We start from the raw sequence: 21,914 nt of genomic DNA, 5'->3' as shown, positions 1-21,914 counted from the left end.
TTTATTGTCTGCTGTGAATGAGCTGACGAATGATGTACAGTACACCATCTTCATCATTTGACAATGTCTCAAAGTTGCTGATGGCTTTTAAATCAGGGTGAGCATTGGCCATAGCGTAGCTGAAATAGCCCTGTTTCATCATTTCATAATCATTGAGATAGTCTCCGAAAACCATGGTTTCATCCGGTGAAATACCATAATTTTTTTGAAGTGCAGCGAGTCCGCGGCCTTTGTTTGTGGCGGCAAGACTGAGGTCTGTCCACATGTAGCCGGCCAGAGTAGCTTTAAAAGGTGCACGGACATCAGACAGAGCCGGAAATGAATTGCTTTCGGCACCTTTGAAGTCACAGACAGTCACTTTGCTTACTGGGGCATCAATTTCAGAGATGTCATGGATATACTGAACTTTCTTATAGTAACGGCCTATTTCTTTGCGGGCATCATCTGATGTCTGATCGAAGAGATAGGCCGTTTTGAAACCGGAGAGAATCGGAATGGCGCCGGGAACCTGACGGCAGCGCCCGAGAAGATAAGAAAGGGCATCCGTATCAAGAATGTCCTGATGAACCAGCTGGTCGCCGTTGACGAGACATCCGCCGTTTTCAGCCATAAAAACAAGCTTGTCCATGCAACTTTCAAACTGCATGGCAAGGGTTGGGTATGGCCGCCCGCTGGCAATGACAAAAAGAATTCCGAGTTTGTGAACTTGATTAAGTATATCAAAAAAATCACGGGGCATCTGGTCCTGACTGTTCAGCAGAGTGCCGTCCATGTCAGTGGCAATCATGCGCACCTGATTAAGTGAATGCTGCATTGAAAATTCCTCCAAAAATAAATTTTCGGCCGGTAATTGCGAAACAGTGTATTGATAGAATATAGAAATTAGCCGTTCACAGCAGGCACGTTCGCACTGCCTAATGCTCTCAGCGGTACATAAGGTGGTAAAAGACACCACCTAAGTACCGGAGGCATTAGAAGCACCTTCTGTGAACGGTTAATTTCTATATTCAATTCAAGATAGCAGCCGCAATTACCGGGTTGAAGTATTTGAATGTTAAATAAGGATGTTCGATTTACAATGTAGCATATATTATTGAAAATGTATAGAGGAAAAGAGGGGCTGTTTTGAAGGAAGGACTTATTATTCGATAGAAGAATGGATGGAAATAGAGTAGAAAACAGATAATGCCTTGTCATCGGAAGAAATCCTCGTTATACTTAAAGAGCGACAAGTGAGTAGAATTTGGCATATACTTTGCAAATAGCGTGGATGATACAACTATACAAGGAGGCGTAAAATGGAGATTTTAACAGGCGACATCGTACGGCTGAAGAAGAAGCATCCCTGCGGCAGTTTTGACTGGGAAGTGCTTCGAAGTGGTGCGGATTTCAGATTAAAGTGCTGCGGCTGTGAGCATCAGGTGATGATGGCTCGTAAGCTGGTGGAGAAGAACATTCGGAGATTGGAGAGAAATGGGGAAGAAATGAAGATTATCCGATAGGTGACGAAATGCGTAGCATTTTGGAGGTTAGCTCTGAACCAATGTCATTAAGTTAAGCTTTAGGTACAAGACCCCAGCAACGGTCTAACCTGTTTTTTATATACTACTTGACAAAAAAGCCAAAATGTGCGGCCGCTCTCGCTACTGATTCCCTTTATAAGGTAGCGAGAGCGGCCCCTGTAATTAGATATCATTTTTTTAATTACATGAGGTACCTATATGACTTTTGCAGAGCAGGTAAACATAGAAAGAAAATCTTATTTTTTAATCCGGGCAAAAGATGTACGATTGCCTACCAGGCATGCCATTATTTTCTTGGTTTGCCTGATGGGCAAATAAAATACCTCCAGGTTTTAATTGCTGTGACCGAGAGCGTGTGCTTAACTTAATGACATTGGGCGTGTACAGTAACCGGAATAGAGCTGATATACTGTGAGAATTGTTCAGAGACTTGCAATCCCAAAAACCCTGTAGTATAATATATGCAGTTAGTAAGACCTAACTTATATATTTTAAACATTTACAGTCCTAATAGATCAATACATGGTGAAAAAATGACACTACAACAACTGAAATATTACTGCATGGTCTGCGAATGCCACAGCATCACGCAGGCCGCGAAAAAATTTTTTGTGACGCAGCCAGCGGTTACGGCTGCGATCCGTGAACTGGAGAAGGAGTATGCGGTCCGCCTGGTGGATAAGGAAGGGAAAAGTATCCGGCTCACGAAGGCGGGGGAAGGATTTTACCAATATGCGTCCCAGATGCTGGATCACGCGAAGGAATTCGATGACCAGGTACATAATATGGTAAAACATACGAGGAATCTGCGGATCGGTCTGACAAAATCTGCGGGTTCTGCCGCCTACATGGAGTATTTTTCAAATGAAGCCGAAAAGTATCAGAATGTGGAGATAAAGGTGACCGTGGATTCTACATCAGAACTGATCGAGAAACTGCGGGACAAGAAGCTGGATGCCGTTCTGGTCCTGAATCACGGTGGAGATCCAATGGAAAATGATTTGAAATGGGCGGAACTTAAGACTACAGAAATGCTGTACTGTGTCTCGAAAAACCATGCGCTGGCACATGAAGAGCGGATCACAGTACCGATGATCGCGAAAGAAAAGATGGTATCCACAAAACACGACCATCACAAAACAGAGGCATTACGGCAGATGTTCTTACAGGCAGGTTATGAGGAGGGACCGCAGGTCTCATGGAGATATGACCAGCAAAGCACGGCGCTTCAGATGATCGCCGCAAATATGGCGACAGGATACTTTCCGGCGGAGGCGATCCGTCAGAATGATGGAATTGTTGGGAAACAGTTGGAAGGCGATAAGCCTGTTCCAATCTGCATTGCTTGGACAAAAGACAGCTGGAAGCAGGAAGAAGTGCAGCAGTTTATAAAAGAGATCATGAAATTTTACGGGGCGGTCCGATAGCGGGCCGCCTATTTTGATGCGCACCCGCACGAAGATGCAGATTGTCGCAAGCGCCGGCGCTCGGCGTGAGAATGTGCCGGGGCTCATTTTTAATTTATCATAGCTTTTATTTATAAATGAACAATTTTATTTATTTTACAAAATTCGAAAAATGATGTATAGTTAGTTATATCTAATTGATGGCAACTAACCAATGAGCTATGTGTAAGGAGACAACAATGGATCGAGGAATTCTGGAAAATAATAAAAGACCGGTGATGTTCATCATGACCATCGCTCTGATCGTCCTGTTTCTGGTACTGATCTGTGTAGGACGCTATCCGATCAGTCCGTTTCGGGCATTCGAAATTATAGGGAGATCGTTCATCGGAAAGACCGATGGAATGGATGTATACGAGTCAAGTGTTATACTGAGTATCCGCCTTCCGAGAATCCTTATGGGAATTCTGGTGGGGGCAGGGCTTTCTGTTTCTGGCGCGATTTATCAGGCCGTTTTCGGAAATCCACTCGTGAGCCCGGATATTCTCGGAGTCTCTTCGGGAGCTGGATTTGGCGCGGCGTTAGCGATCCTGTTATCGTGCGGCATGGCTGCTACACAGGTGATCGCACTCGGCTGCGGCCTTCTGGCAGTGGTGATCGTTCTGAACCTATCACGCATCAAGAGGCGCAGCGAACTGTTCGTGCTGGTGCTATCGGGCGTTATTGTGAAGTCCATGTTTGATGCGCTAGTTTCTTTTATCAAGTACATCGCGGATCCGGAGGACAAGCTTCCGACGATCACCATGTGGCTGATGGGAAGTCTGGCAAATGTCTCATACAGGGATGTCCTGCTCTGCGCAGCAATTGAGATTCCGTGTCTGGCAGTGGCCATGATCCTTCGCTGGAAGATGAACCTGCTTTCACTGGAACAGGAGGAAGCCAGATCTTTAGGAATCAACGTCAAAAAGCTTCGTCTCGCCGTGATCCTGATCGCGACGATCATGACTGCGGTCACCGTGTCCGTCTGCGGCATCATCGGATGGATCGGGCTGGTGATTCCCCATATTGCGCGACTTCTGATCGGAAATGACCACCGGACACTGATTCCGGCAAGTGCTCTTATGGGTTCGATCTACCTGCTGTTGATCGATACGGCAGCCAGGGCGGCAACAGCGGGAGAGGTTCCGCTATCCATTCTGACAGCGATGGTCGGCGCTCCATTTTTTGCCGTGATCCTCAGAAAAACGTCAGGAGGCAGGGAATGATACTGGAAGTAAAAAATGGCAGTTTTTCTTATGGACAAAGGGAAATCTTGAGGAATATCTCATTCTGCCTGGAGGAGCAGAAGATCATGACGATCTTAGGTCCGAACGGTGTGGGAAAAACGACTCTTCTAAAATGCATCATGGGTTTTCTGCCATGGAACAGGGGAGAGGCGCGGATCCTTGAGAAGAATTTAAACGCATATTCCGATAAAGAACTCTGGAAACAGATCAGCTATGTGCCGCAGGCAAAACGGAGCGCATTCTCCTATGGAGTTCTGGAAATGGTCGTCATGGGGCTCGACAGAGAGAACAGTTTCTTCTATACCCCGAAAAAAGATCATTTTGACCGGGCTAATGAGATGCTAAAGGAACTGGGTGTCGGAAAACTCGCTGGGAGGTACTGCAACGAACTGTCCGGCGGCGAGCTGCAGATGGTAATGCTTGCGCGGGCATTGGTCTCAGGACCGAAACTTCTGATCTTAGATGAGCCGGAGTCAAATCTGGACATGAAGAACCAGCTGCGGGTTTTGGACGCGATCTCGTATATCAATCAGGAAAAGAATACGGCCTGCATCATCAACACACATTTCCCGGCCCATGCGCTGCAGCTGTCAGATAAGACGTTGCTGCTGGGACAAAATTATCGGCAGAAGTTTGGAGACACGGCGGAGATCATTACCGAAAACAATGTGGAAGAATTTTTCCAGACGCATGCCAGAATTCTGGATTTTTCAGCGGAAGGAAGAACCTACCGAACGATCGCACCTTACCGGATCACTGACAATGACCGGGAAGATGAGGAAGAGAGGAGAGAAAAATGAAGTATACAGTTTTAGGACGTTCAGAAATTTCCGTGTCCAGAATTTCCATGGGGACCCATCATCTGAACGATCCGGCAGATATGGACAAACATGTTCAAAACTTCTTATATGCCTATAAAAAAGGAATCAATTTTTTTGAGACATCCGTCACCTACGGGGAAGGATATTCGGAACTGATCCTGGGAGAGGCGGTAAAAGAAATGAAAAAGGAAGGCCGCCCGTTCTTCATCATGTCAAAGACACATGCAGGAGATCATGAAACATTTAGACGGGATCTGGAAAATTCCCTGAAACGGCTTGGTGTGGACAGCATCGATGCGTTTACCTGCCTCTGGGGAGTTAAAAGCGGCGTAGAATGGAGCGGCGCGAAGGCATATGGAGCACTCAAAGAGATGGAGAGGGCCAGAGAAGAGGGATTGATAAAACATATCGCGATCTCCGCGCATATGAAAAATCAGGAACTCGAACCGATCGTAAAAGAGTATCCCTTTGACTACAGTGTGCAGGGGTTCAATGTGGTCAACAGCGCGTACCGGGCGGACGGACTGAAAGCAACATGGGAAAGCGGGGCGGGAACCATAGCCATGAATCCGCTGGCAACGGGAGATATTCTGAAATATTCCCATATTTTTGACGCGATACGGATCCGGGAAGATCAGAGTCTCGTGCAGGCGGCTTACAGCTATGTGCTGTCGATCCCATGGGTACATTCCGTTCTGGGAACCTTTAATTCAAAGGAACAGATCGATGAGGCATTATCTGTTCTGGAAGAAGCGCCTTACAGTGAGGCGGAACTGCAAAAAGTGCAGACATGTCTGAAAGAGAGAATCAGAGGTACTTCTCTTAAAGAGCGGATCGACACTGGAAAAGGATTGCGCCAGAGACCGTATATCCTGCGGGAAGAGGCGGCAGATCTGATGGAGGTTTATCCTTTAAGCATTTAAATATTCATATAGCATTATAAATTTAGAAAACAAACGGAGGAATAAAGACATGAGAAAAATGATGGGCTTCGTTTTAGCGGGAGCTGCTGCATTTGTGCTGACTGCCTGCAGCGGAAACAATGCCAGTCAGAGTACAGAAGCGGCTGCGACAACAGTTCCTGAGACGCAGACAGAAGCGGCAGCTGAGACGGAGAGCGGAAGCTATACAGTCACAGACGTGCGCGGAAAGAAAATCGAATTTGATGCGGTCCCGGAACGTGTTGCCACAGTCGGCAAGCCGTTCCCGTCCATCTACTATGCGATCGAGGGCGCAACGGACAATATCGTCGGCTGCAACCCATCTTCCATCACAGCGTACAATGAAAGCGTGCTGAAGGACATGTACCCGCAGCTGGAAAATGCAGAGACAGACTGGTGCACAAAGGATTCCACAGTAAATGTTGAGGAACTCCTGAAACTGCGCCCGGATGTTATATTCATCTATTCGACGAAAGACAAGGAAATCGAGAAGATGGAAAACGCGGGACTTAAAGTTGTGGCACTTCGAAGCGCGGAACTGGACAGTGTAAAAGAAAATCTTCAGATCATTGCAGCTGTTTGCCAGAAAGAAGAGCGCGGAGAGCAGCTGGTGCAGTATATTGACGAGGGAATCGAGGAGGTCACCTCATGCCTTGCCGATGTGTCAGAAGAGGACAAACCGACAGTCGTTGAGCTTTACAGTGATATGAATGTGTCCGTAAAACAGTATGACCACTGGATGATTTCGAGCGGAGCTAAAAATCCGGCGGAAGATCTGACGGGAAAAATGGCAGAGGTTGATATGGAGCAGATGCTTTTATGGAATCCGGATATTATCTATATTGGAAACCATTCAGATCTGATGCCGTCTGATCTTCTTGAGAATAAACAGGAAGGAAGAGACTGGTCCGTTATCAATGCAGTGAAGAATCATCAGGTCTATAAAATCCCGATCGGCGCTTACCGTTGGGATCCGGCAGGTGTGGAGACACCGCTCATGGTCAAGTGGGCTGCAAAGATCCAGTACCCGGATATTTTCGCTAATATGGACATGAAAGAGGAAGTGAAGGAATTCTTTGAGCTTGTTTATCAGTATGAGTTGACAGATGAACAGGTCTCTGAAATTCTGGACAACAGACAGAAATAATACATGAGGAATCTTAAGAAAAAGGAGAAATAAAAATGGAAAAGATTACAGTGCTTGAAAAGGGACAGAAACTTGAATTCAGCTTCGAGGACCTGTTAAAGTATCACGGAGTAGGATATCCGGGCGGTGTAGCACATGCGTTTCAGGTCATGCAGAGAGCGTTTCCGCAGCTTGATGACGGAAAACTTCTGGAGCGCAGGGAGATCGAGCTCGTCACCGCATTTCCGGGTCCTGGAGGACGTGATGCTTTCGAGATGGTGACCCGCTGCGTTACTGACGGACGGATCCATGTGGACAAAGATCTGCCGGAGGCAGCAGGCATTCTGGAAAGCCCCCATGGAAGATATTATTTCCGGTTCAGCTACAGAGGAAAGACGGTGGTTGTCACCATTCGCCCGGGCTTTGTACGTCAGGATTTTATTGAGATGGCAAGAAAACCAAACCGCACCGAGGAAGAAGAGGTGATCCTGGCACAGATGAAGCGGGATATGGCAAAAAGACTTCTGGAAGCAAAACCGGAAGAGGTTTATGATGCAGTGATCTTATAGTTAGTTAAGGCTGATTGCAGGTGGATAATTCACGCTGCAGTCGGCCTTGACTTGTTCTATGGGGGAGAGAACAGGGGAAAAAGCAGGGCAATGTGAGAACTCTTGTGGATAACCTGCAAAAATGTTACTGTACACGGGCAATGTCATTAAGTTAAGAAGTGAAGCTGACTGGGACACGGTATCTATGCTGGCGCGCATAGTTCCGATTAGGCCTGACAGGTAGTATATTCTGCCTGATCAGGCCTTCTATATTTGGTGCTTCTTGCCCATCATGCAAACCAAGAAAATAATGGCATGCCTGGTAGGCAATCGTATAATTCACCTGATAAGCATGTTTTCGCTCCTTGTCCTTTTGTTCAATAACTACATGAGCTGTAATAATTGAGCAAAAATTATACAGGATCAGGCGTGCCCATATTTCCATTTCGATATACTCACGTTCCTTTGCATGAAAGTTTTTCGCACCAAGGACATGTTTTAATTCGCGAAAAGAAGTTTCGATTCCCCAGCGGAGTCCGTAAAGCATTTTTATTTCTTCGATTGAAAAGGTATCGGTCTTCCAGCTCCGGGTGACACCACTTCTTTTTTGACTGGGAGCGTGTAAGTATCCGCTCTACCTGAAGATCAAAGGAATCTTCCGAAAGAAAGTCCCTGCCAAGAAGCCGGTGAACATTTACATCTTTTGCCCGGATTAAAAAATAAGATTTTCTTTCTATGGCATGAGCAAATACGTTGAATGCATGGATCTGGTTATATCCCCGGATGGATCTGCCATCCGGATCATAATAAGAGTCAATATCTTTCTGGTTTCTTGTAAAAGTAAAGGATGAACCGTCACAGGCAAGCAACTGATATCTTCCGCGATAAAGAGAAAAAGCATAATTGGAATTAAATTTCTGGAAAAATCTTTCTCCGGATGTTTCGAAAAGGCTCCAGGATTTTTTGCCAAGTAGTATATAAAAAACAGGTTAGACTGTTGCTGGGGTCTTGTACCTAAAGCTTAACTTAATGACATTGGTTCTGAACAGTTACGAAAATTTTAACACTCCCGTTGTCTATCACTGGCAGCGGCACATAGGATGCCAAAATACAGCATCCAAATGCCGGCCGTGACAGAAGCACCTGACATAAAATTAATGATTTCAAGGTCGATACGTAATATATTTGCATTTGTTATGTAAAAAACGAACCAAACATTTACAATGTAACATATATTAGGCCGGATGACAATTGGTTGTTTTTTTATAAATTGTTGTGACTTTTGGCTGTTGTGAATCGTATAGTAAGTAAGAAGCTTCTTAAAGGATATTTAAATTTAGAAAGTGGTCAGATGAATGAGATTAACATTAAGCGAAGTGGTGGACAAGTATCAACGGAATCTTTATGGGCATTCCCTTTGGATAATTGGAATCAAAGAACAGAAATTTTTACAAAAGGAATAATGCTTTCAACAAAAGAAGAGAAGGTTATGCCCCTTGTTGAAGGTAAAATGCAAGCTGGTGGAAAAGAATATCCGCAGGTTGGAGCGAGATGGAGAAGAAGTTAAAATCGTGAGATAGATCAAAGTCCCAGGCTTTTAGTCTGTGGTAATCAGAATCCCGGCAAACAGGCTCATCGCCAAACGTTTGCCGGGATTCTGATACCACCAGACTGTTAAAAGCTTGAATGCTGTTTATTGGAGTAAGTCTGCGATATTGATTTGCAGATTTTCATAGATGCCAACCGGGATGTCCTGATTAAAGGGAATAATGGCAGGTGCATCTGTTTCTTCAAATCGGTAGAGTGTCGTCTGTTCGGTAGCAGGATCAACGATCCAGTATTCCCGGACACCGGCATCGGCATAAAGTGCCATTTTCCTGATATAGTCCATTCGACGGCTGCTTGGCGATACAACTTCAATCACAAGATCTGGTGCGCCTTCACAGCCCCTGTCACTAAGCTTGTCAGGATCACAGATGACAGAAATATCTGGTTCTACAAAAGTTTGGTCGTTGGCGTTTAAATTGACAGCAAAAGGAGCTGCATAAATTTCGCAGTCACCGTTGTTGGATTTAATATATTGTTGAAAATAAAAAGTAAGCTCAATGATGAGTTTTTGATGCATTCTGCTTGGTGAAGCCAGTGCATAAAGTTGACCATTGATTAATTCGGCTCGTTCTCCATCTGGAAGATTCCAATAATCATCTGCGGTGTAAGTCGTGTTACTTGGTAATGACATAGCAAGATTCCCTCCATATGTATAGGCGTTTGCTGGTGTTAAGTTGGTTTTTGACATATACTTCCTCCTTATATTATAATCTGTTTTGATTGTTTTATGCAACGAGTATATCAGAATCGAATTAAAAAATTTGTCATTATGTGTCAATTGCTGAATAAAAGTTTTTGAGGACAAATTTTTAAAAGAACTAGGATAAAAAATACTTGCAATGCTTGAATTTATATGATAGACTAGTGAATTGTGATATGTTATAAATTAATTCCTTGCTCTCCGCAATGGGAGGGCCGTGAAGTCCAGAAGGAGGTGCACTAGCATGAACAAATACGAATTAGCAGTAGTTCTTACTACAAAGATCGAAGATGAAGAAAGAGCAGCAAGCATCGAGAAGATCAAGGAAGTTATCGCTCGTTTTGGTGGCGTTGTTACTAACGTTGACGAATGGGGCAAGAAGAGACTTGCTTACGAAATTCAGAAGATGAAAGAAGGTTTCTACTACTTCATCACTTTCGAATCCGATTCAAACTGTCCAAACGAAGTTGAACAGCGTGTCCGTATTATGGAGAATGTAATCAGATACTTATGCATTAGACAGGACGCTTAATTAGAAAAGGGGTAAGTCTAAATGAATAAAGTTATTTTGATGGGAAGATTAACCAGAGATCCGGAGATCAGATATTCACAGGGTGAGCGCTCAACAGCAGTTGCCCGTTACTCACTGGCAGTGAACCGTACATTTAAGCGTGACGGTGAGCCGGATGCCGATTTTATCAACTGCGTTGCTTTTGGCCGTCAGGCTGAGTTCGCAGAGAAGTATTTTCATAAGGGCATTCGCATTGTGATCACAGGCAGAATCCAGACAGGCAGTTACACCAACAAAGACGGTGTGAGAGTCTATACAACAGATATTATTGTTGAAGAACAGGAATTTGCCGAGAGCAAAGCAGCAAGTGATCGCAACAGCAGTGATTTTGCAGCCAATAATAATTATGGCGGTGGTTATCAGCAGTCCGGCAGACCTGTACCAAGTCAGGCACCATCGGATGGTTTTATGAACATTCCGGATGGCATTGATGAGGAATTGCCATTCAGCTAAAATAGGACATGATCTGTTATGAATGAATAACAGAAAGAATTGAATTTGAGAAGGAGGTTTTGATATGCCATACAATAAAGAAGAAGGCAGAGGCACTCAGATGAAGAGAAGACCTATGCGTAGAAGAAAAAAAGTATGTGTATACTGTGTAGATAAGAATGCAGTTATTGATTACAAAGATACAAACAAGTTAAAGAGATATATCTCTGAAAGAGGTAAAATTCTTCCTAGAAGAATCACAGGCAACTGTGCTAAACATCAGAGAAAGCTTACAACAGCTATCAAGAGAGCTAGACATATCGCTTTAATGCCATATATCACAGACTAATTGAAATTCGGGCATCCGGTTCAGTAATGAATCGGGTGCCTTTTTTCGATTAGGTGGAAATTACGGCGAAATCGCTGTCTGATCTAAAAAAGACACTGCGTGCCAAAAGCCCGTTTCTACCATATTTATGGTTATTCAGTTTTTGTATAAACGTGCCGAAAAGGGTTATTTCAGTGTCAAAAAGAAATGTGGTATGCTAACTATGAAAAGAAATACGGAAAGCAAGATATCGTTTCAACAGATATCACGAATGATTTCATAAAGATTATTAGGAGGTTTTGCAAAATGAGCAGAGAAGTTGTTATTGTTGCATATGGTCGTTCAGCAGTTTGTAAATCAAGAAAAGGTTCTTTCGCAGGTACTCACCCAATCGAATATTCCGCACAGGTTTTAAAGGGTGTACTGGACAAAGTGCCTCAGTTAGATCGTTCTGAAATCGAAGATGTTATCATGGGTTGTGCAGTACAGCACGGTACAACATCTATGAATATTGCTAAGAGTGTTTGCGCAAGAGCAGAACTGCCGGAATGCGTAGCAGGTCATACAATTAACCGTTTCTGTTCTTCAGGTCTTCAGGCTATCGCAACAGGTGCCAATGCAATCGCTTGCGGTCAGGGTGATGTTATCGTAGCCGGTGGTGTTGAAAGTATGACAGATACATACGCACCATATCCTGTAGAATTTCAGGATGCATGGTTAAATGAGCATGCACCAGGTGCTTACATGAGCATGGGTATGACAGCTGAAAACATCGTTAAGAACTACGGCGTAACAAGAGAAGAAATGGACCGTATGGCTTACGAATCCAACATGAAAGCTGCAAAAGCTCAGAAGGAAGGCAAACTTGCTCCATCTATCATCCCTGTAACGGTTGTTGACAAGGATGGCAACGAAAAAGTTGTTACAGAAGACGAAGGTATCCGTCCAACAACAACAATGGAAATACTTGCAGGTCTTAAACCTTGCTTCATCCCGGCTGAAGAAGGCGGTACAGTTACAGCTGCTACTTCTTCACAGACATCTGATGCTGCAGCATTCGTTGTATTAATGGCTGCTGACAAAGCAAAAGAACTTGGTATCAAACCAATTGCAAAGATGGTATCCTTCGGCGTTGCAGGCTGTGACGCAACAATGATGGGTCTTGGACCGATCTATGCTGTACCAAAGGCTCTGAAACGTGCCGGCAAGACAATTGATGATATGGATGTCATCGAACTGAACGAAGCTTTCGCTGCTCAGGCTATTCCATGTATCAAAGTCCTTAAGATGAACCCAGAAAAGGTTAACCCTTACGGTGGCGCTATGGCTCTTGGTCATCCAATGGGCGCTACAGGTGCATTCCTTACATGTAAAGCACTTGATTACCTTCAGGATAACAAGAAGACAACAGCTCTTGTTACAATGTGTATCGGCGGCGGTATGGGCGCAGCAGCAGTATTTGAATTACTGTAAGATAAAAGTAAATGTAGAATCGTTCAGAGCTGACATTTTATGATGCCAGCTTTGGGCGGCTTAATAAAGAAACTTTTAAATGAACTTTTTTACAGAGGTGTGAATAATGAAAGTAGCAGATATTAAGAATGTTGCCGGTATCGGCGGCGGTGTAATCGGCGGTAGCTGGGCTGTTCTCTTCGCAATGAAGGGCCTGAACGTAAAACTTTATGATATTAATGATGATTGTCTTGCAAACGATAAGAAGACAATCGTAAGCAACCTTGAATTCCTTGCTGAAAACGGTGCAATTGAAGACAAGGATGCGGTTCTTGCAAGAATCCAGTTTACAACAAGCATGGAAGAAGCTGTAAAGGATGCTCAGTTTATTCAGGAATCCGGTCCTGAAAGACTTCCAATCAAACACAGCATGCTTGCTGAAATCGAAAAGTATGCGCCGGTTGATGCAATCGTAGCTACATCTGCATCAGGTCTTCCTCTTGGACAGATTACAGAACATGCTGTACATCCTGAAAGATGTGTTGGCGGTCATCCTTACAACCCACCACACCTTATCCCACTCGTAGAAATCACGAAGACAGAAAAGACAGACGAAGCAAATGTTGAACTTGCAAAAGAATTCTATGAATCTCTTGGCAAAGAGGCAATCGTTCTGAAGAAAGACTGCCCAGGTTACATCTGCAACAGACTGCAGCTTGCTGTATTCCGTGAAATGGTTGACCTTGTTGAAAGAGGCGTTTGTACAGTAGAAGAAGCTGATAAGGCTCTGACATTTGGCCCTGCTATCAGATGGGCAATCTTTGGCCATAACATGATCATGCAGTTAGGCAACAAAGATGGTCTTAAAGGTATGATGGATATGCTGGCAGGTGGCTTTAACCTCTGCGCAGATATCGCTGCATGGGATACAATTCCTGCCGATTACGGTACAAAGGCTCAGAAGGAAATGGATGAGATTATGAAAAATCTTCCAGATGAAGTGGGCCATACAAATGCAGAAATCGCTCAGTACAGAGATAAGATGCTAATCGATATCCTTAAACTGCATCATAAATTCTAAAAAACGGTACAGATAATTTCAAAATAATTTTTTACGTTTATCCAGAAAAATGAGTTTTGAAATTATCTGTTGCCTATCAAAAGGGAACTGCTGTCAGACAGGATAAATTTGTCACAGCAGCTCCCTTTTTGCGATTAGTTTGTTGTTAATGTGAGTGATTTTTTGAAACAGTTGATAGTTGGAGCTGCTTTTATAAGCAGATATTAATTGGTGGACTATTGAAGGAATAGGAGGTATTGAAATGGTAAATATGAATGGGCCTGTGAAGATGGCATCCTACGATATGGCTGGCAAGACGGCGGTTGTTACCGGCGGTACAAAGGGTATCGGTAAAGCAATTGCGCTGGCTTTTGGTCAGTGCGGCGCCAATGTGGTTGTGGCCGGAAGACATGAGGATGAATGTACTGCTGTTGCAGAGGCGATTACTTCTGCGGGCGGTCATGGTAAGGGTATTCGTACCGATGTAAGAAATATTGATGAGATCGATGCCCTGATTGCAGGTGCAGCGGAGACTTTTGGTGGCGTGGATATTCTGATTAATTGTGCCGGTGTCGCGATTACGAAAAAGATTCTTGATCTGGACGTGGAAGATTACGACATGGTTATGGAGACGAATCTCAGAAGTGTTTTGTTTGCTTCCAAGGCAGCGGCAGCTGTGATGAAGGCATCCGAAAAGGGCGGAAAGATCATCAATATTGCTTCTGTTGGCGGCTTAAAAGGCACAAGCGCACTTTCACTCTACGGTGCCTCCAAGGCCGGTGTGATCAATCTGACGAAGACCATGGCCCTTGAATGGAGTCGTTACGGTATCCAGACAAACGCTGTTTGCCCGGGCTATGTGGTGACGGAGATTAATAAAGCTGAATTTGAAAATGAAAAATTCAGAGATCATGTACTGAAAACGATTCCTCAGAGAAGGCTCGGAACTGTAGATGAAGTGGCAGCCCTGGTACTGTTTTTGGCATCGGATATGTCCGGTATGATTAATGGTGAGGCGATTGTTGCTGATATGGGTGCTATCTGCGGCTAAAGAGAATACGTGATCCGATTGGTATCGACTATATATGTCAAGTCATCAAAAAACAGTAAAAAATATCCATCCTTTCTCGCGGCAAACATTTCACGGCGTAAGACGTGCGTTTGCAGTGAGAAAGGATGGATATTTTTTACGTTTGATTTAGAAAAACTATTTCGTATTCTCGGCCGAATCAAATTTCTTTGAGCAGTAGGTCAGTCCGAGACCACAGATCATCGCCAGGATGATACCGACAAATAATGTGAAGGCAAGTCCTGCCACGTTGCCGCCGCCCTGTGAGAATGTCAGGCAGACACCGGCAAAGATAAACGGCATAAAGCCAAGCGGTGTTGCACCAAGCAGTTTGATATGAATGTACATGGTGATGGCTGTACCAACGAGGATGGCCATGAAGCTGGCCATTTCAGCAGACATATGGCATGTGCCGCCGAAGAAGTTGATGAGGATGAAGTCGAACTGTCCCCATGCCAGACCACAGAATGCGGAAAGAATCATACCCGGTACCTGTTTTGGTGTGCCGCCCATACCGAAGTAGATGGCCATGCAGACAAACATGATCCATGGAACACCGAATGAACCAAAGTAAACAGTGTAAAAGTGATTAAAAAGTGCAGACCAGAAGCTGGTCCAGATAGCAAAGCAAATAACAGTTTTATGACTCATAAAAATCTCCTGTAAATAATCGTTATAAATAATCGTGTAGCAATTCAGAAAAGTAGCGGCATTACATCAATGCGACAGGTAAATGAAAGGACTTACCGATTTCTGAATAATGATGTCCGGTCAGATCAAGGCCGAGATAGTTAAAGCTTTCTCCCGGGACAGCCAGAGCGTCCGGGGGTGTATGATGATCACAATAATCCCGGACGGCTTGAACATAGTCATCGTAGCAGAGCAGACCGGCTGCGCGGATTGTGCCGCCAAAGGTAATGTTCGGTACATAAATCAGATCCCATGCGTCTTCTGGAAGTGCCATCCCAGACAGCACAGTTTGCATCAGCGGATACGCAAACTCTGAACAAAGTAAAAGAACCTTGCCTGGTGCGTCACTTAATGCTTTTTTCATATAATCGGCTCTGTTCGGGTCAAAATCATATTCCATGGCAATCCCACAGGAGCCGTCCGACGTATTCTGCCATGTGGCTTCGAGCACCGTTTGACTGGAGCGATAAGTGACTGTGCGTGTGCCGGGACCATTCAGATAGCCGTAAGCGGCGACTCTTGAGTAAGGTGTTTCACCGTTGACGGTCAGAATTTCGTCTCCTTTGCGAAGTCCCGCCTGCCATGCGGGAGAGTTTTTCCGAACGCCGCTGATCATGCAGCGAAGATCCTGAACATAAGACGGCTCTAAAAGAACCGGGCACTCGGTTTGAGGCGCAACTTCATCAACGAGCGCTTTGAGCTCGGCATAGATATGATCCGGATCCGGAAAAATATTCTTTTTTATATGGGAGGAAAATCCCGGCATGAAAATCTGAATAGAATCAGCACCGTAGTGCGCGATATCCCGGATTGTCTGACGCATATCATCCGTGCCGGTGATGTTAGGCATACCGACCATACTGCAGGAAAAAGGAATACGATATTCATCCAGTAAAGCAATGGCGGCAATGGCACAGTTTGCTTTTTCTTCAGAATCCCGCATGAGCTGTCTGTGGCAGGTGACGGATGAACTGTTCATAGAAAGGTTAATATACACAGGCATCAGTCTGCTTAATTGGGCGATGAGCGCTCTTGTCAGCTGATGTCCGTTCGTTGTGATGCTGACAGGTGTTTGTGGAAAACGTTGGCGTAAAATCTGAAGAACATTCAGAAAATCTTTGTGAGAGGTCGGTTCGCCTTCGATAATGTTTGTTGCGGATTCACCGATGGTGATTGTCCTTGCTGGATCCAGATACTGCATGGTATCCAGAATATCCGCCAGGGAGCGTTCCCCGACGGAGAGCACCTGTACCTGGGGCGGATTGTTCTGATGACTGCAGAAAATACATGCAGAATCACATCTGGATGTCAGGGGCAGAATATTCGCTTCCATAGCCGTACGGTTAATCAGATTCTGTATATGCATCGGTGTGTAAGCGTGTGTATTCATTCTTGCCTTCCTTATTAATAGGCTAGCCGAAGATAGTCATTGGGTTAGCTGCAAGAAGCGCATCGATCTGTTCTTCTGTCATGCCGCGTTTTGCAAGACCAGGAAGAACTCTGGCACCGATATCTGTGATATTGGCCCATTTCATAGCTTCCTGCATAAATGGTGTCATGATCAGACCACGGCCGAGGTTGACATTGACAGAGTCGTGGCCGAGAAGGATCTTGTTGCCGTAGCCTTTGTCAGAAAGCGTTTTAATCAGATCCATACGCTGTTCATCTGTCGGTGTATGGAAAAGTTCGCCTTCAAGACCGAAACGATCAAGGTTGACGTAAACACCCTGCTTCAGAACGGCCTCGTGGTAGTCAACATCCGTGCTGCCGCACATATGACCGATGGCGATCTTGGACGGATCAGCACCGTTAGCAATTAAGAGCTGTGCCTGTTCTGGTCCCATTGTACCGAGCTGTGTGTGGGTAATGATAACGCATCCTGTTTCCTTCTGAGCACGTGCAGCGGCTTTGAAGAAGATTTCCTCTGTAGGTGTGATTTCATTGAAGCTGCTGGCCAGTTTGATGACGCCGGCTTTGATATCTGTGCCTTCGATTCCTTTTGTAAGCTCAGTAACCATCATTTCGTAGATTTCTTCTTCAATGTTAGCGAAGCCTCTTCTGAAATTCCAGTAAGCATAAGCACTCTCAGCCTGGAAGTAATAACCGGTAGAACAGATGATGTTCATGCCTGTCATATCAGAAATCTTTTTCAGAAAACGTACGTTACGACCACATTCGTTGGTGGTTGCGTCAACAATTGTATTGATACCATATGCGCGTGCATCATCAACCGCTTTCAGACAGTCTCTTGTGTATTCTTCTTCTTTAAAACCACCGAGTGTGGCATCACCCTGGAAACCACAGAAACCGAATAAGAAATGTTCATGCATCAGTGTACGGCCAAGTTCAGAAGCAGCCACAGGACCTGTTACTGTATTAACGTAATTCATTGTAAATCCTCCTTTGAAAAAATCATATCGTTGAAATTCATCTGTTATTAGTATAATCTAAAAAAGGTTCGCTCGCCAACTGCTTACAGCGAAATCATGAAAAGGATTTTGAATAGGCCTATACGCTTTGTAAAAAGTTGGCACGGTTATCGAAAAAACGAATAAAATGCAGAATTTGTTATAACCATTTGTTATAAAAGCAAAACATAAAGTGAATTTCCATTATTTGCTATAGTTTGTTAAAATAATCTCAAGATTAAATGATTCCAAAAAAGCGCGCAAGGGAGAATTTATTTTTAAACGCTATTTTGCAACAAAGTTATTTTTTGCACGATTATGCATGAACATGAAGGAGAGGATTTAAGATCATGAGTGATAATAAAAAGAACGTCGATCTTAACAAAGTAAGTTATAATTTTGGTACAAAAGGCTGGACTGTTATCGGTTTTGAAATCGTCATGCTGTTCTTTATGACAGGTATTACAGTTGATGGTCTGAACACAATCGTACCTATGATGGCAGAGTATCATGGTTGGAACCCGGATGTTCTGTTATCTATTTCAACACCAGCATCCATTATCGCATTGTTTGCTTGTGTATTATGGGCTGCATTTATTGAAAAGGCAGGTCTTAAAAAGACAACTATCATTACAATGGTGCTTGCCGGTATCAGTATGATCGCTTACGGTAACTCCGTAAACATCGCAATGTACGCAGTATCACTTGTATGTATCGTTACATTCATCAATGCTTTTGCTTGCAACTGTGGTTTCGCAATCTGCGCTAACTGGTTCCCAACAAAAAAAGGTATCGTTATGGGTATCACAACAATTGGTATGAACCTTGCATCTGCATTAATTAACTGGATTCTGTCAGGTCTTTCAGGCCAGTTCCAGATTTCCGGTGCTTTATCCATCCTTGGTGGTGTTGTTATTCTTCTGGCTATCTTACTTGGTATCTTTGTAAAAGCGACACCTGAAGAAGCTGGCTGCTATCCGGATAATGACCCTGAAATTGCTGCAATCATCAAGGCAGAAGAAGAAGGCGTAAAGGAAATGGAAAAGGTTTCCTATGCTGGTGCTCTTAAGAATAAATATGTTTGGATCTTCGGTCTTGGCGCCGGCTTCTTCGGTCTTGCTACTGTAGGTATTATGTCTCAGTTAGTCAGCTACTTTATGGCTGCAAGAGGTTATGAATTAACAGGCGCTCTGTCTATGCTGACAATCGCTGCTGTTATCGGTATGATCGGTTCATGGGCATGGGGTGTTGTTGACCAGAAACTTGGTACACAGAAAGCCTGCCTGATGTTCGGTATCTGGTACTTTATCGGTATCGCATTCCTGATCGCACCTCCAACACCTTGCATGTACATTGGACTTTTCATGCTCGGCGGTGCTATCGGCGGTAACGGTAACTTCCTTCCATCCCTGGCAGCTCAGGTATTCGGTCGTAAAGACTTCAACGTATCTTATGCTTGCATGAACATGATCTGTGGTATCGTAAGATCCTGCTCATTCTTTGTACTTGCTGTACTGCGTTCAATGACAAGCGGTTATACAGTACCTTACGTGGTATTTGCTGTTATCGCTGTTATCGGTGGTATCCTGATCGTAGCTGTAAAGGAAAAGAAAGCTATTCAGTAAATTGAATAAAATGACTATAGTCGTATAGTCAATGCGTGTATAGAAAGCCGCAGAATTAAAGAAATTTGATTCTGCGGCTTTTCTTTTTTTCTTCAAGGCAAAGTGATATGTAAATCCGGTGATTATGAGGATTTGACATAATGAGGAGGCTATTATGAATTGGCGAAAGTGGTGCGGCGATGCTATAATAGTACCAGTGAATGCCGGGATAATCGGCGAAAGACATTCGAACCTGAAAGAGGATTAGAAAATAATGAAAAGGAGAAAAAGGTGAAAGTTTACTATATTGATGAAGATATTAAGGGAACCTGTTTTCTGGTTCAGGGAGAGCAGGAAGCGATATTATTTGACCCTGGGATGGCCTACTATGGTGAAACCGTTGTACAGCGTGTGAGAGAAATATTAGGTACGCAGCCGTTGCGGGCCGTTTTCCTGACACATTCCCATTATGATCATGTGGCTGCAGTTCCGTATGTTAGACAGGAATGGCCGGAGATTAAAGTGTACGCTGCGGAATATGCCTGTCATATATTTGAGAAAACGAAAGTGCAGCAGATGATGTTTCATATGTCGAAGACAGCAGCGGAAGAATCACATCATGAATGGAAGAGTGACGATTACAAAGGGGAGCTGTTGTATGCGGATAAGCCGCTTGAAGATGGCGACCGTATTGCGTTGGGTGAGTTTGTAGTGGAAGTGATCGAGACGATTGGGCATACACAGTGCTCGGTATCCTTCCTGATTAATGATGAAGTGATGATCTCATCTGAGACGATCGGTCTGGAAGGGGATTTTGAAGGGGGATATGTACCGGCATTCCTGATTAGCTATAAGAAGACAGTGGACAGTCTGCGCCGTACCAGAGAGGCAGATCCGAAGCAGCTTTATATGCCGCACCGGGGACTTGTGATTCCGGACGAACGCTATTGGAAGTATATGGAGAAAGGCCTTGCGGCAACAAAAGATGAGATTATCCGTATCCTGGCATCCTATCCGACGCTGGAAGCGCAGATTCTTGAGATGGAAGAAGTTTTCTGGAAGAAAGCGGCAGATGGCGCATGGCCGAGAGAAGCCTTTGATATGAATGCGAAAGCAATGCTCAGAACCGTGGCGGCAGAATTTCCCGAAGAACTTTCAAAAGCGAAAAGTATTCAAAAATAACAGCGATGAAAAGCACTTATGTTAAGTAGAAAGAGTGCATTCGATAAGATGAGACGTGCGGACGCGCGCCATAGATTACCTAGTGCACTCTATTTTTTATTTATTCAGTTTTTTGGCCGGAGCCGGACGATATGGTTTTACTGGCTTCTTTGGATCGAATGGATTTTCGATTTCGCCAGCATCGACTTTTTTAAACCATTCAGCAGCTCTGTCGGCCATACCAGCCCAATGTTCGGCTGTCATTGGCTCCTGCATATCGGTTGTTGCGTAACGGTAATCAGCAATACGGCTGATGTATTTTTCATCCTGCTGTGCGGAATGTTCGTCACCAAGATCGCCAGCAGCCACACGAAGAAGAGAACCATACTGTTCACTTACTGTGTGAAGCTTCAGATCCTCAACAAGGAGTTTCTTCAGAGGACGTTTAGCCAGATTGGACATGATTGTACGGTTTTCGTAGGACATGAGTTTCCACATGCGAGCGATTTCCCATGCACGTTCAACAGCTTTGCCCTTAGGAACAACTTCGCTGACCATACCATGATCAAGCATGTCTTTAGCTGTGAACTGTCTTGTTGTCATCATGTAGTAGTTACCACGTTTTGTTCCGAAGTAATGCTGGCACATAAGACCCATAGCATCACCAGGTACAAGACCTCCCTGAGCATGAGGAACTTCCATAACAGTATCTTCTGTACAGATAGTCACATCACTTAAGAAAGCGGAATCCCAGTGGAAACCAGGACCAGGTACAGCACCGATTGTAGGAACATCAAGATCGAATACCATGTTCTTGATCAGGTTTGTATCATCAAAGTACTGATGCTGGAAACGCTGTGTAGGAAGTTCAGAATATGTTTCCCAACCGTTAGGATCAGATTCTACCATCCAGCTGTCGCCGATATGAGTGAAGATGATGATTTCGTTCTTGAAGTCAAGAGAAAGAACTCTTACTAACTGGCTGATGGCACGATGGGACATACCGCTGTGGTGCATAGGGCCATCGTTTGTCTTCCATGTTACCTGAAGAATACCATCTTCACGGTACAGATCTGCAAAATCTTTGAACCATTCTTTGTATTCTTCGAGTTCCGGCAGTTTGGCGTAAGGTGCCATTGGTTTATTGTTACACATAATCATACCTCCTGATAATTGTATA

Annotated in this window: 22 protein-coding genes and 1 pseudogene; 16 read left to right on the top strand and 7 right to left on the bottom strand. The window is 44.3% G+C overall.

All coding sequences use genetic code 11. From position 1 onward, the window contains the following. Position 1: 1 nt before the first annotated feature. Positions 2-814: a Cof-type HAD-IIB family hydrolase gene (locus NBH03_RS07770; RefSeq protein ID WP_250798796.1), complete on the bottom strand. Its 813-nt coding sequence runs from the start codon at positions 812-814 to the stop codon at positions 2-4. A 484-nt stretch (positions 815-1,298) separates the two neighbouring features. Here NBH03_RS07770 and NBH03_RS07765 point away from each other — a divergent pair, with 484 nt between their 5' ends. From NBH03_RS07765 to NBH03_RS07735, 7 genes are all read left to right on the top strand, one after another. After that, a complete protein-coding gene (locus NBH03_RS07765; RefSeq protein WP_227082630.1) occupies positions 1,299-1,502 on the top strand; it encodes a DUF951 domain-containing protein in 204 nt (67 codons plus the stop codon). Between the two features lie 554 nt (positions 1,503-2,056). Beyond that, entirely contained in the window at positions 2,057-2,950 is an 894-nt protein-coding gene (locus tag NBH03_RS07760; protein ID WP_227082628.1) for a LysR family transcriptional regulator, read from the top strand. Positions 2,951-3,150: 200 nt separating this feature from the next. Then, on the top strand, positions 3,151-4,194 hold the full coding sequence (locus tag NBH03_RS07755; protein WP_250798794.1) for a FecCD family ABC transporter permease: 1,044 nt from the start codon (positions 3,151-3,153) through the stop codon (positions 4,192-4,194). Next, a complete protein-coding gene (locus tag NBH03_RS07750) occupies positions 4,191-5,015 on the top strand; it encodes an ABC transporter ATP-binding protein (protein WP_227082625.1) in 825 nt (274 codons plus the stop codon). The genes NBH03_RS07755 and NBH03_RS07750 overlap by 4 nt, the downstream gene beginning before the upstream one ends. After that, positions 5,012-5,959: an aldo/keto reductase gene (locus NBH03_RS07745; RefSeq protein WP_227082623.1), complete on the top strand. Its 948-nt coding sequence runs from the start codon at positions 5,012-5,014 to the stop codon at positions 5,957-5,959. Before NBH03_RS07750 ends, NBH03_RS07745 begins: the two co-directional genes overlap by 4 nt. A gap of 49 nt (positions 5,960-6,008) precedes the next feature. After that, entirely contained in the window at positions 6,009-7,124 is a 1,116-nt protein-coding gene (locus NBH03_RS07740) for an ABC transporter substrate-binding protein (protein WP_227082621.1), read from the top strand. Between the two features lie 35 nt (positions 7,125-7,159). After that, on the top strand, positions 7,160-7,672 hold the full coding sequence (locus tag NBH03_RS07735) for a hypothetical protein (RefSeq protein WP_227082619.1): 513 nt from the start codon (positions 7,160-7,162) through the stop codon (positions 7,670-7,672). A 151-nt stretch (positions 7,673-7,823) separates the two neighbouring features. Here the strand turns inward: NBH03_RS07735 and NBH03_RS07730 are convergent. Further along, a pseudogene (locus tag NBH03_RS07730) lies at positions 7,824-8,225 on the bottom strand (transposase); the annotation flags it as partial. 777 nt (positions 8,226-9,002) lie between these two features. Here NBH03_RS07730 and NBH03_RS07725 point away from each other — a divergent pair. After that, complete coding sequence (locus NBH03_RS07725; protein ID WP_250798790.1) at positions 9,003-9,218, top strand: hypothetical protein; 216 nt, start codon at positions 9,003-9,005, stop codon at positions 9,216-9,218. 126 nt (positions 9,219-9,344) lie between these two features. On the opposite strand, the gene NBH03_RS07720 is transcribed toward NBH03_RS07725, so the two are convergent. Then, a complete protein-coding gene (locus NBH03_RS07720; RefSeq protein WP_503586970.1) occupies positions 9,345-9,890 on the bottom strand; it encodes a Uma2 family endonuclease in 546 nt (181 codons plus the stop codon). A 313-nt stretch (positions 9,891-10,203) separates the two neighbouring features. Here NBH03_RS07720 and rpsF point away from each other — a divergent pair, with 313 nt between their 5' ends. The 6 genes from rpsF (at position 10,204) to NBH03_RS07690 (ending at position 14,853) form a co-directional block, all read left to right on the top strand. Beyond that, complete coding sequence (rpsF, locus tag NBH03_RS07715) at positions 10,204-10,491, top strand: 30S ribosomal protein S6 (protein WP_015513838.1); 288 nt, start codon at positions 10,204-10,206, stop codon at positions 10,489-10,491. 21 nt (positions 10,492-10,512) lie between these two features. Next, entirely contained in the window at positions 10,513-10,983 is a 471-nt protein-coding gene (locus NBH03_RS07710) for a single-stranded DNA-binding protein (protein WP_215690743.1), read from the top strand. Between the two features lie 64 nt (positions 10,984-11,047). Continuing rightward, positions 11,048-11,311: a 30S ribosomal protein S18 gene (gene rpsR / locus NBH03_RS07705; RefSeq protein ID WP_015513840.1), complete on the top strand. Its 264-nt coding sequence runs from the start codon at positions 11,048-11,050 to the stop codon at positions 11,309-11,311. 285 nt (positions 11,312-11,596) lie between these two features. After that, positions 11,597-12,763 (top strand): thiolase family protein, encoded by a 1,167-nt coding sequence (locus NBH03_RS07700; RefSeq protein ID WP_250798786.1) that lies wholly within the window; start codon positions 11,597-11,599, stop codon positions 12,761-12,763. A gap of 106 nt (positions 12,764-12,869) precedes the next feature. Further along, positions 12,870-13,823 (top strand): 3-hydroxyacyl-CoA dehydrogenase family protein, encoded by a 954-nt coding sequence (locus NBH03_RS07695; RefSeq protein ID WP_015513842.1) that lies wholly within the window; start codon positions 12,870-12,872, stop codon positions 13,821-13,823. Between the two features lie 241 nt (positions 13,824-14,064). Next, entirely contained in the window at positions 14,065-14,853 is a 789-nt protein-coding gene (locus tag NBH03_RS07690) for an SDR family NAD(P)-dependent oxidoreductase (RefSeq protein WP_250798783.1), read from the top strand. Positions 14,854-15,009: 156 nt separating this feature from the next. Here the strand turns inward: NBH03_RS07690 and NBH03_RS07685 are convergent, their stop codons facing one another. From NBH03_RS07685 to NBH03_RS07675, 3 genes are all read right to left on the bottom strand, one after another. Beyond that, positions 15,010-15,522, bottom strand: a complete 513-nt coding sequence (locus NBH03_RS07685; RefSeq protein ID WP_250798777.1) for a DUF1097 domain-containing protein — start codon at positions 15,520-15,522, stop codon at positions 15,010-15,012. Positions 15,523-15,583: 61 nt separating this feature from the next. Then, positions 15,584-16,951 (bottom strand): radical SAM protein, encoded by a 1,368-nt coding sequence (locus tag NBH03_RS07680; RefSeq protein ID WP_250798774.1) that lies wholly within the window; start codon positions 16,949-16,951, stop codon positions 15,584-15,586. 22 nt (positions 16,952-16,973) lie between these two features. Then, entirely contained in the window at positions 16,974-17,951 is a 978-nt protein-coding gene (locus NBH03_RS07675; RefSeq protein WP_178439077.1) for a phosphotriesterase family protein, read from the bottom strand. A gap of 368 nt (positions 17,952-18,319) precedes the next feature. Here NBH03_RS07675 and NBH03_RS07670 point away from each other — a divergent pair, with 368 nt between their 5' ends. Together NBH03_RS07670 and NBH03_RS07665 are read left to right on the top strand one after the other, a co-directional pair. After that, positions 18,320-19,594 (top strand): MFS transporter, encoded by a 1,275-nt coding sequence (locus NBH03_RS07670; RefSeq protein WP_215690746.1) that lies wholly within the window; start codon positions 18,320-18,322, stop codon positions 19,592-19,594. A gap of 168 nt (positions 19,595-19,762) precedes the next feature. Further along, positions 19,763-20,755 carry an MBL fold metallo-hydrolase gene (locus NBH03_RS07665; protein WP_250798873.1) on the top strand — a complete coding sequence of 331 codons (993 nt, stop codon included), beginning with the start codon at positions 19,763-19,765 and terminating at the stop codon, positions 20,753-20,755. A 96-nt stretch (positions 20,756-20,851) separates the two neighbouring features. Here NBH03_RS07665 and NBH03_RS07660 read toward each other — a convergent pair whose 3' ends face one another. Further along, positions 20,852-21,889, bottom strand: a complete 1,038-nt coding sequence (locus NBH03_RS07660; RefSeq protein WP_117540431.1) for an enoyl-CoA hydratase/isomerase family protein — start codon at positions 21,887-21,889, stop codon at positions 20,852-20,854. Positions 21,890-21,914: the final 25 nt, after the last annotated feature.

Source organism: Coprococcus intestinalis, assembly GCF_023656595.1.
GTDB lineage: Bacteria > Bacillota > Clostridia > Lachnospirales > Lachnospiraceae > Coprococcus_A > Coprococcus_A intestinihominis.
The sequence above is the reverse complement of the archived record's forward strand: the minus strand, read 5'-3'. Positions and strand labels throughout refer to the sequence as shown.

Coding starts and splice junctions, on each gene's coding strand:
- NBH03_RS07770 (WP_250798796.1), bottom strand. CDS start 814: ATGCAGCATTCACTTAATCAGGTGCGCATGATTGCCACTGACATGGAC.
- NBH03_RS07765 (WP_227082630.1), top strand. CDS start 1,299: ATGGAGATTTTAACAGGCGACATCGTACGGCTGAAGAAGAAGCATCCC.
- NBH03_RS07760 (WP_227082628.1), top strand. CDS start 2,057: ATGACACTACAACAACTGAAATATTACTGCATGGTCTGCGAATGCCAC.
- NBH03_RS07755 (WP_250798794.1), top strand. CDS start 3,151: ATGTGTAAGGAGACAACAATGGATCGAGGAATTCTGGAAAATAATAAA.
- NBH03_RS07750 (WP_227082625.1), top strand. CDS start 4,191: ATGATACTGGAAGTAAAAAATGGCAGTTTTTCTTATGGACAAAGGGAA.
- NBH03_RS07745 (WP_227082623.1), top strand. CDS start 5,012: ATGAAGTATACAGTTTTAGGACGTTCAGAAATTTCCGTGTCCAGAATT.
- NBH03_RS07740 (WP_227082621.1), top strand. CDS start 6,009: ATGAGAAAAATGATGGGCTTCGTTTTAGCGGGAGCTGCTGCATTTGTG.
- NBH03_RS07735 (WP_227082619.1), top strand. CDS start 7,160: ATGGAAAAGATTACAGTGCTTGAAAAGGGACAGAAACTTGAATTCAGC.
- NBH03_RS07725 (WP_250798790.1), top strand. CDS start 9,003: ATGAATGAGATTAACATTAAGCGAAGTGGTGGACAAGTATCAACGGAA.
- NBH03_RS07720 (WP_503586970.1), bottom strand. CDS start 9,890: ATGTCATTACCAAGTAACACGACTTACACCGCAGATGATTATTGGAAT.
- rpsF (WP_015513838.1), top strand. CDS start 10,204: ATGAACAAATACGAATTAGCAGTAGTTCTTACTACAAAGATCGAAGAT.
- NBH03_RS07710 (WP_215690743.1), top strand. CDS start 10,513: ATGAATAAAGTTATTTTGATGGGAAGATTAACCAGAGATCCGGAGATC.
- rpsR (WP_015513840.1), top strand. CDS start 11,048: ATGCCATACAATAAAGAAGAAGGCAGAGGCACTCAGATGAAGAGAAGA.
- NBH03_RS07700 (WP_250798786.1), top strand. CDS start 11,597: ATGAGCAGAGAAGTTGTTATTGTTGCATATGGTCGTTCAGCAGTTTGT.
- NBH03_RS07695 (WP_015513842.1), top strand. CDS start 12,870: ATGAAAGTAGCAGATATTAAGAATGTTGCCGGTATCGGCGGCGGTGTA.
- NBH03_RS07690 (WP_250798783.1), top strand. CDS start 14,065: ATGGTAAATATGAATGGGCCTGTGAAGATGGCATCCTACGATATGGCT.
- NBH03_RS07685 (WP_250798777.1), bottom strand. CDS start 15,522: ATGAGTCATAAAACTGTTATTTGCTTTGCTATCTGGACCAGCTTCTGG.
- NBH03_RS07680 (WP_250798774.1), bottom strand. CDS start 16,951: ATGAATACACACGCTTACACACCGATGCATATACAGAATCTGATTAAC.
- NBH03_RS07675 (WP_178439077.1), bottom strand. CDS start 17,951: ATGAATTACGTTAATACAGTAACAGGTCCTGTGGCTGCTTCTGAACTT.
- NBH03_RS07670 (WP_215690746.1), top strand. CDS start 18,320: ATGAGTGATAATAAAAAGAACGTCGATCTTAACAAAGTAAGTTATAAT.
- NBH03_RS07660 (WP_117540431.1), bottom strand. CDS start 21,889: ATGTGTAACAATAAACCAATGGCACCTTACGCCAAACTGCCGGAACTC.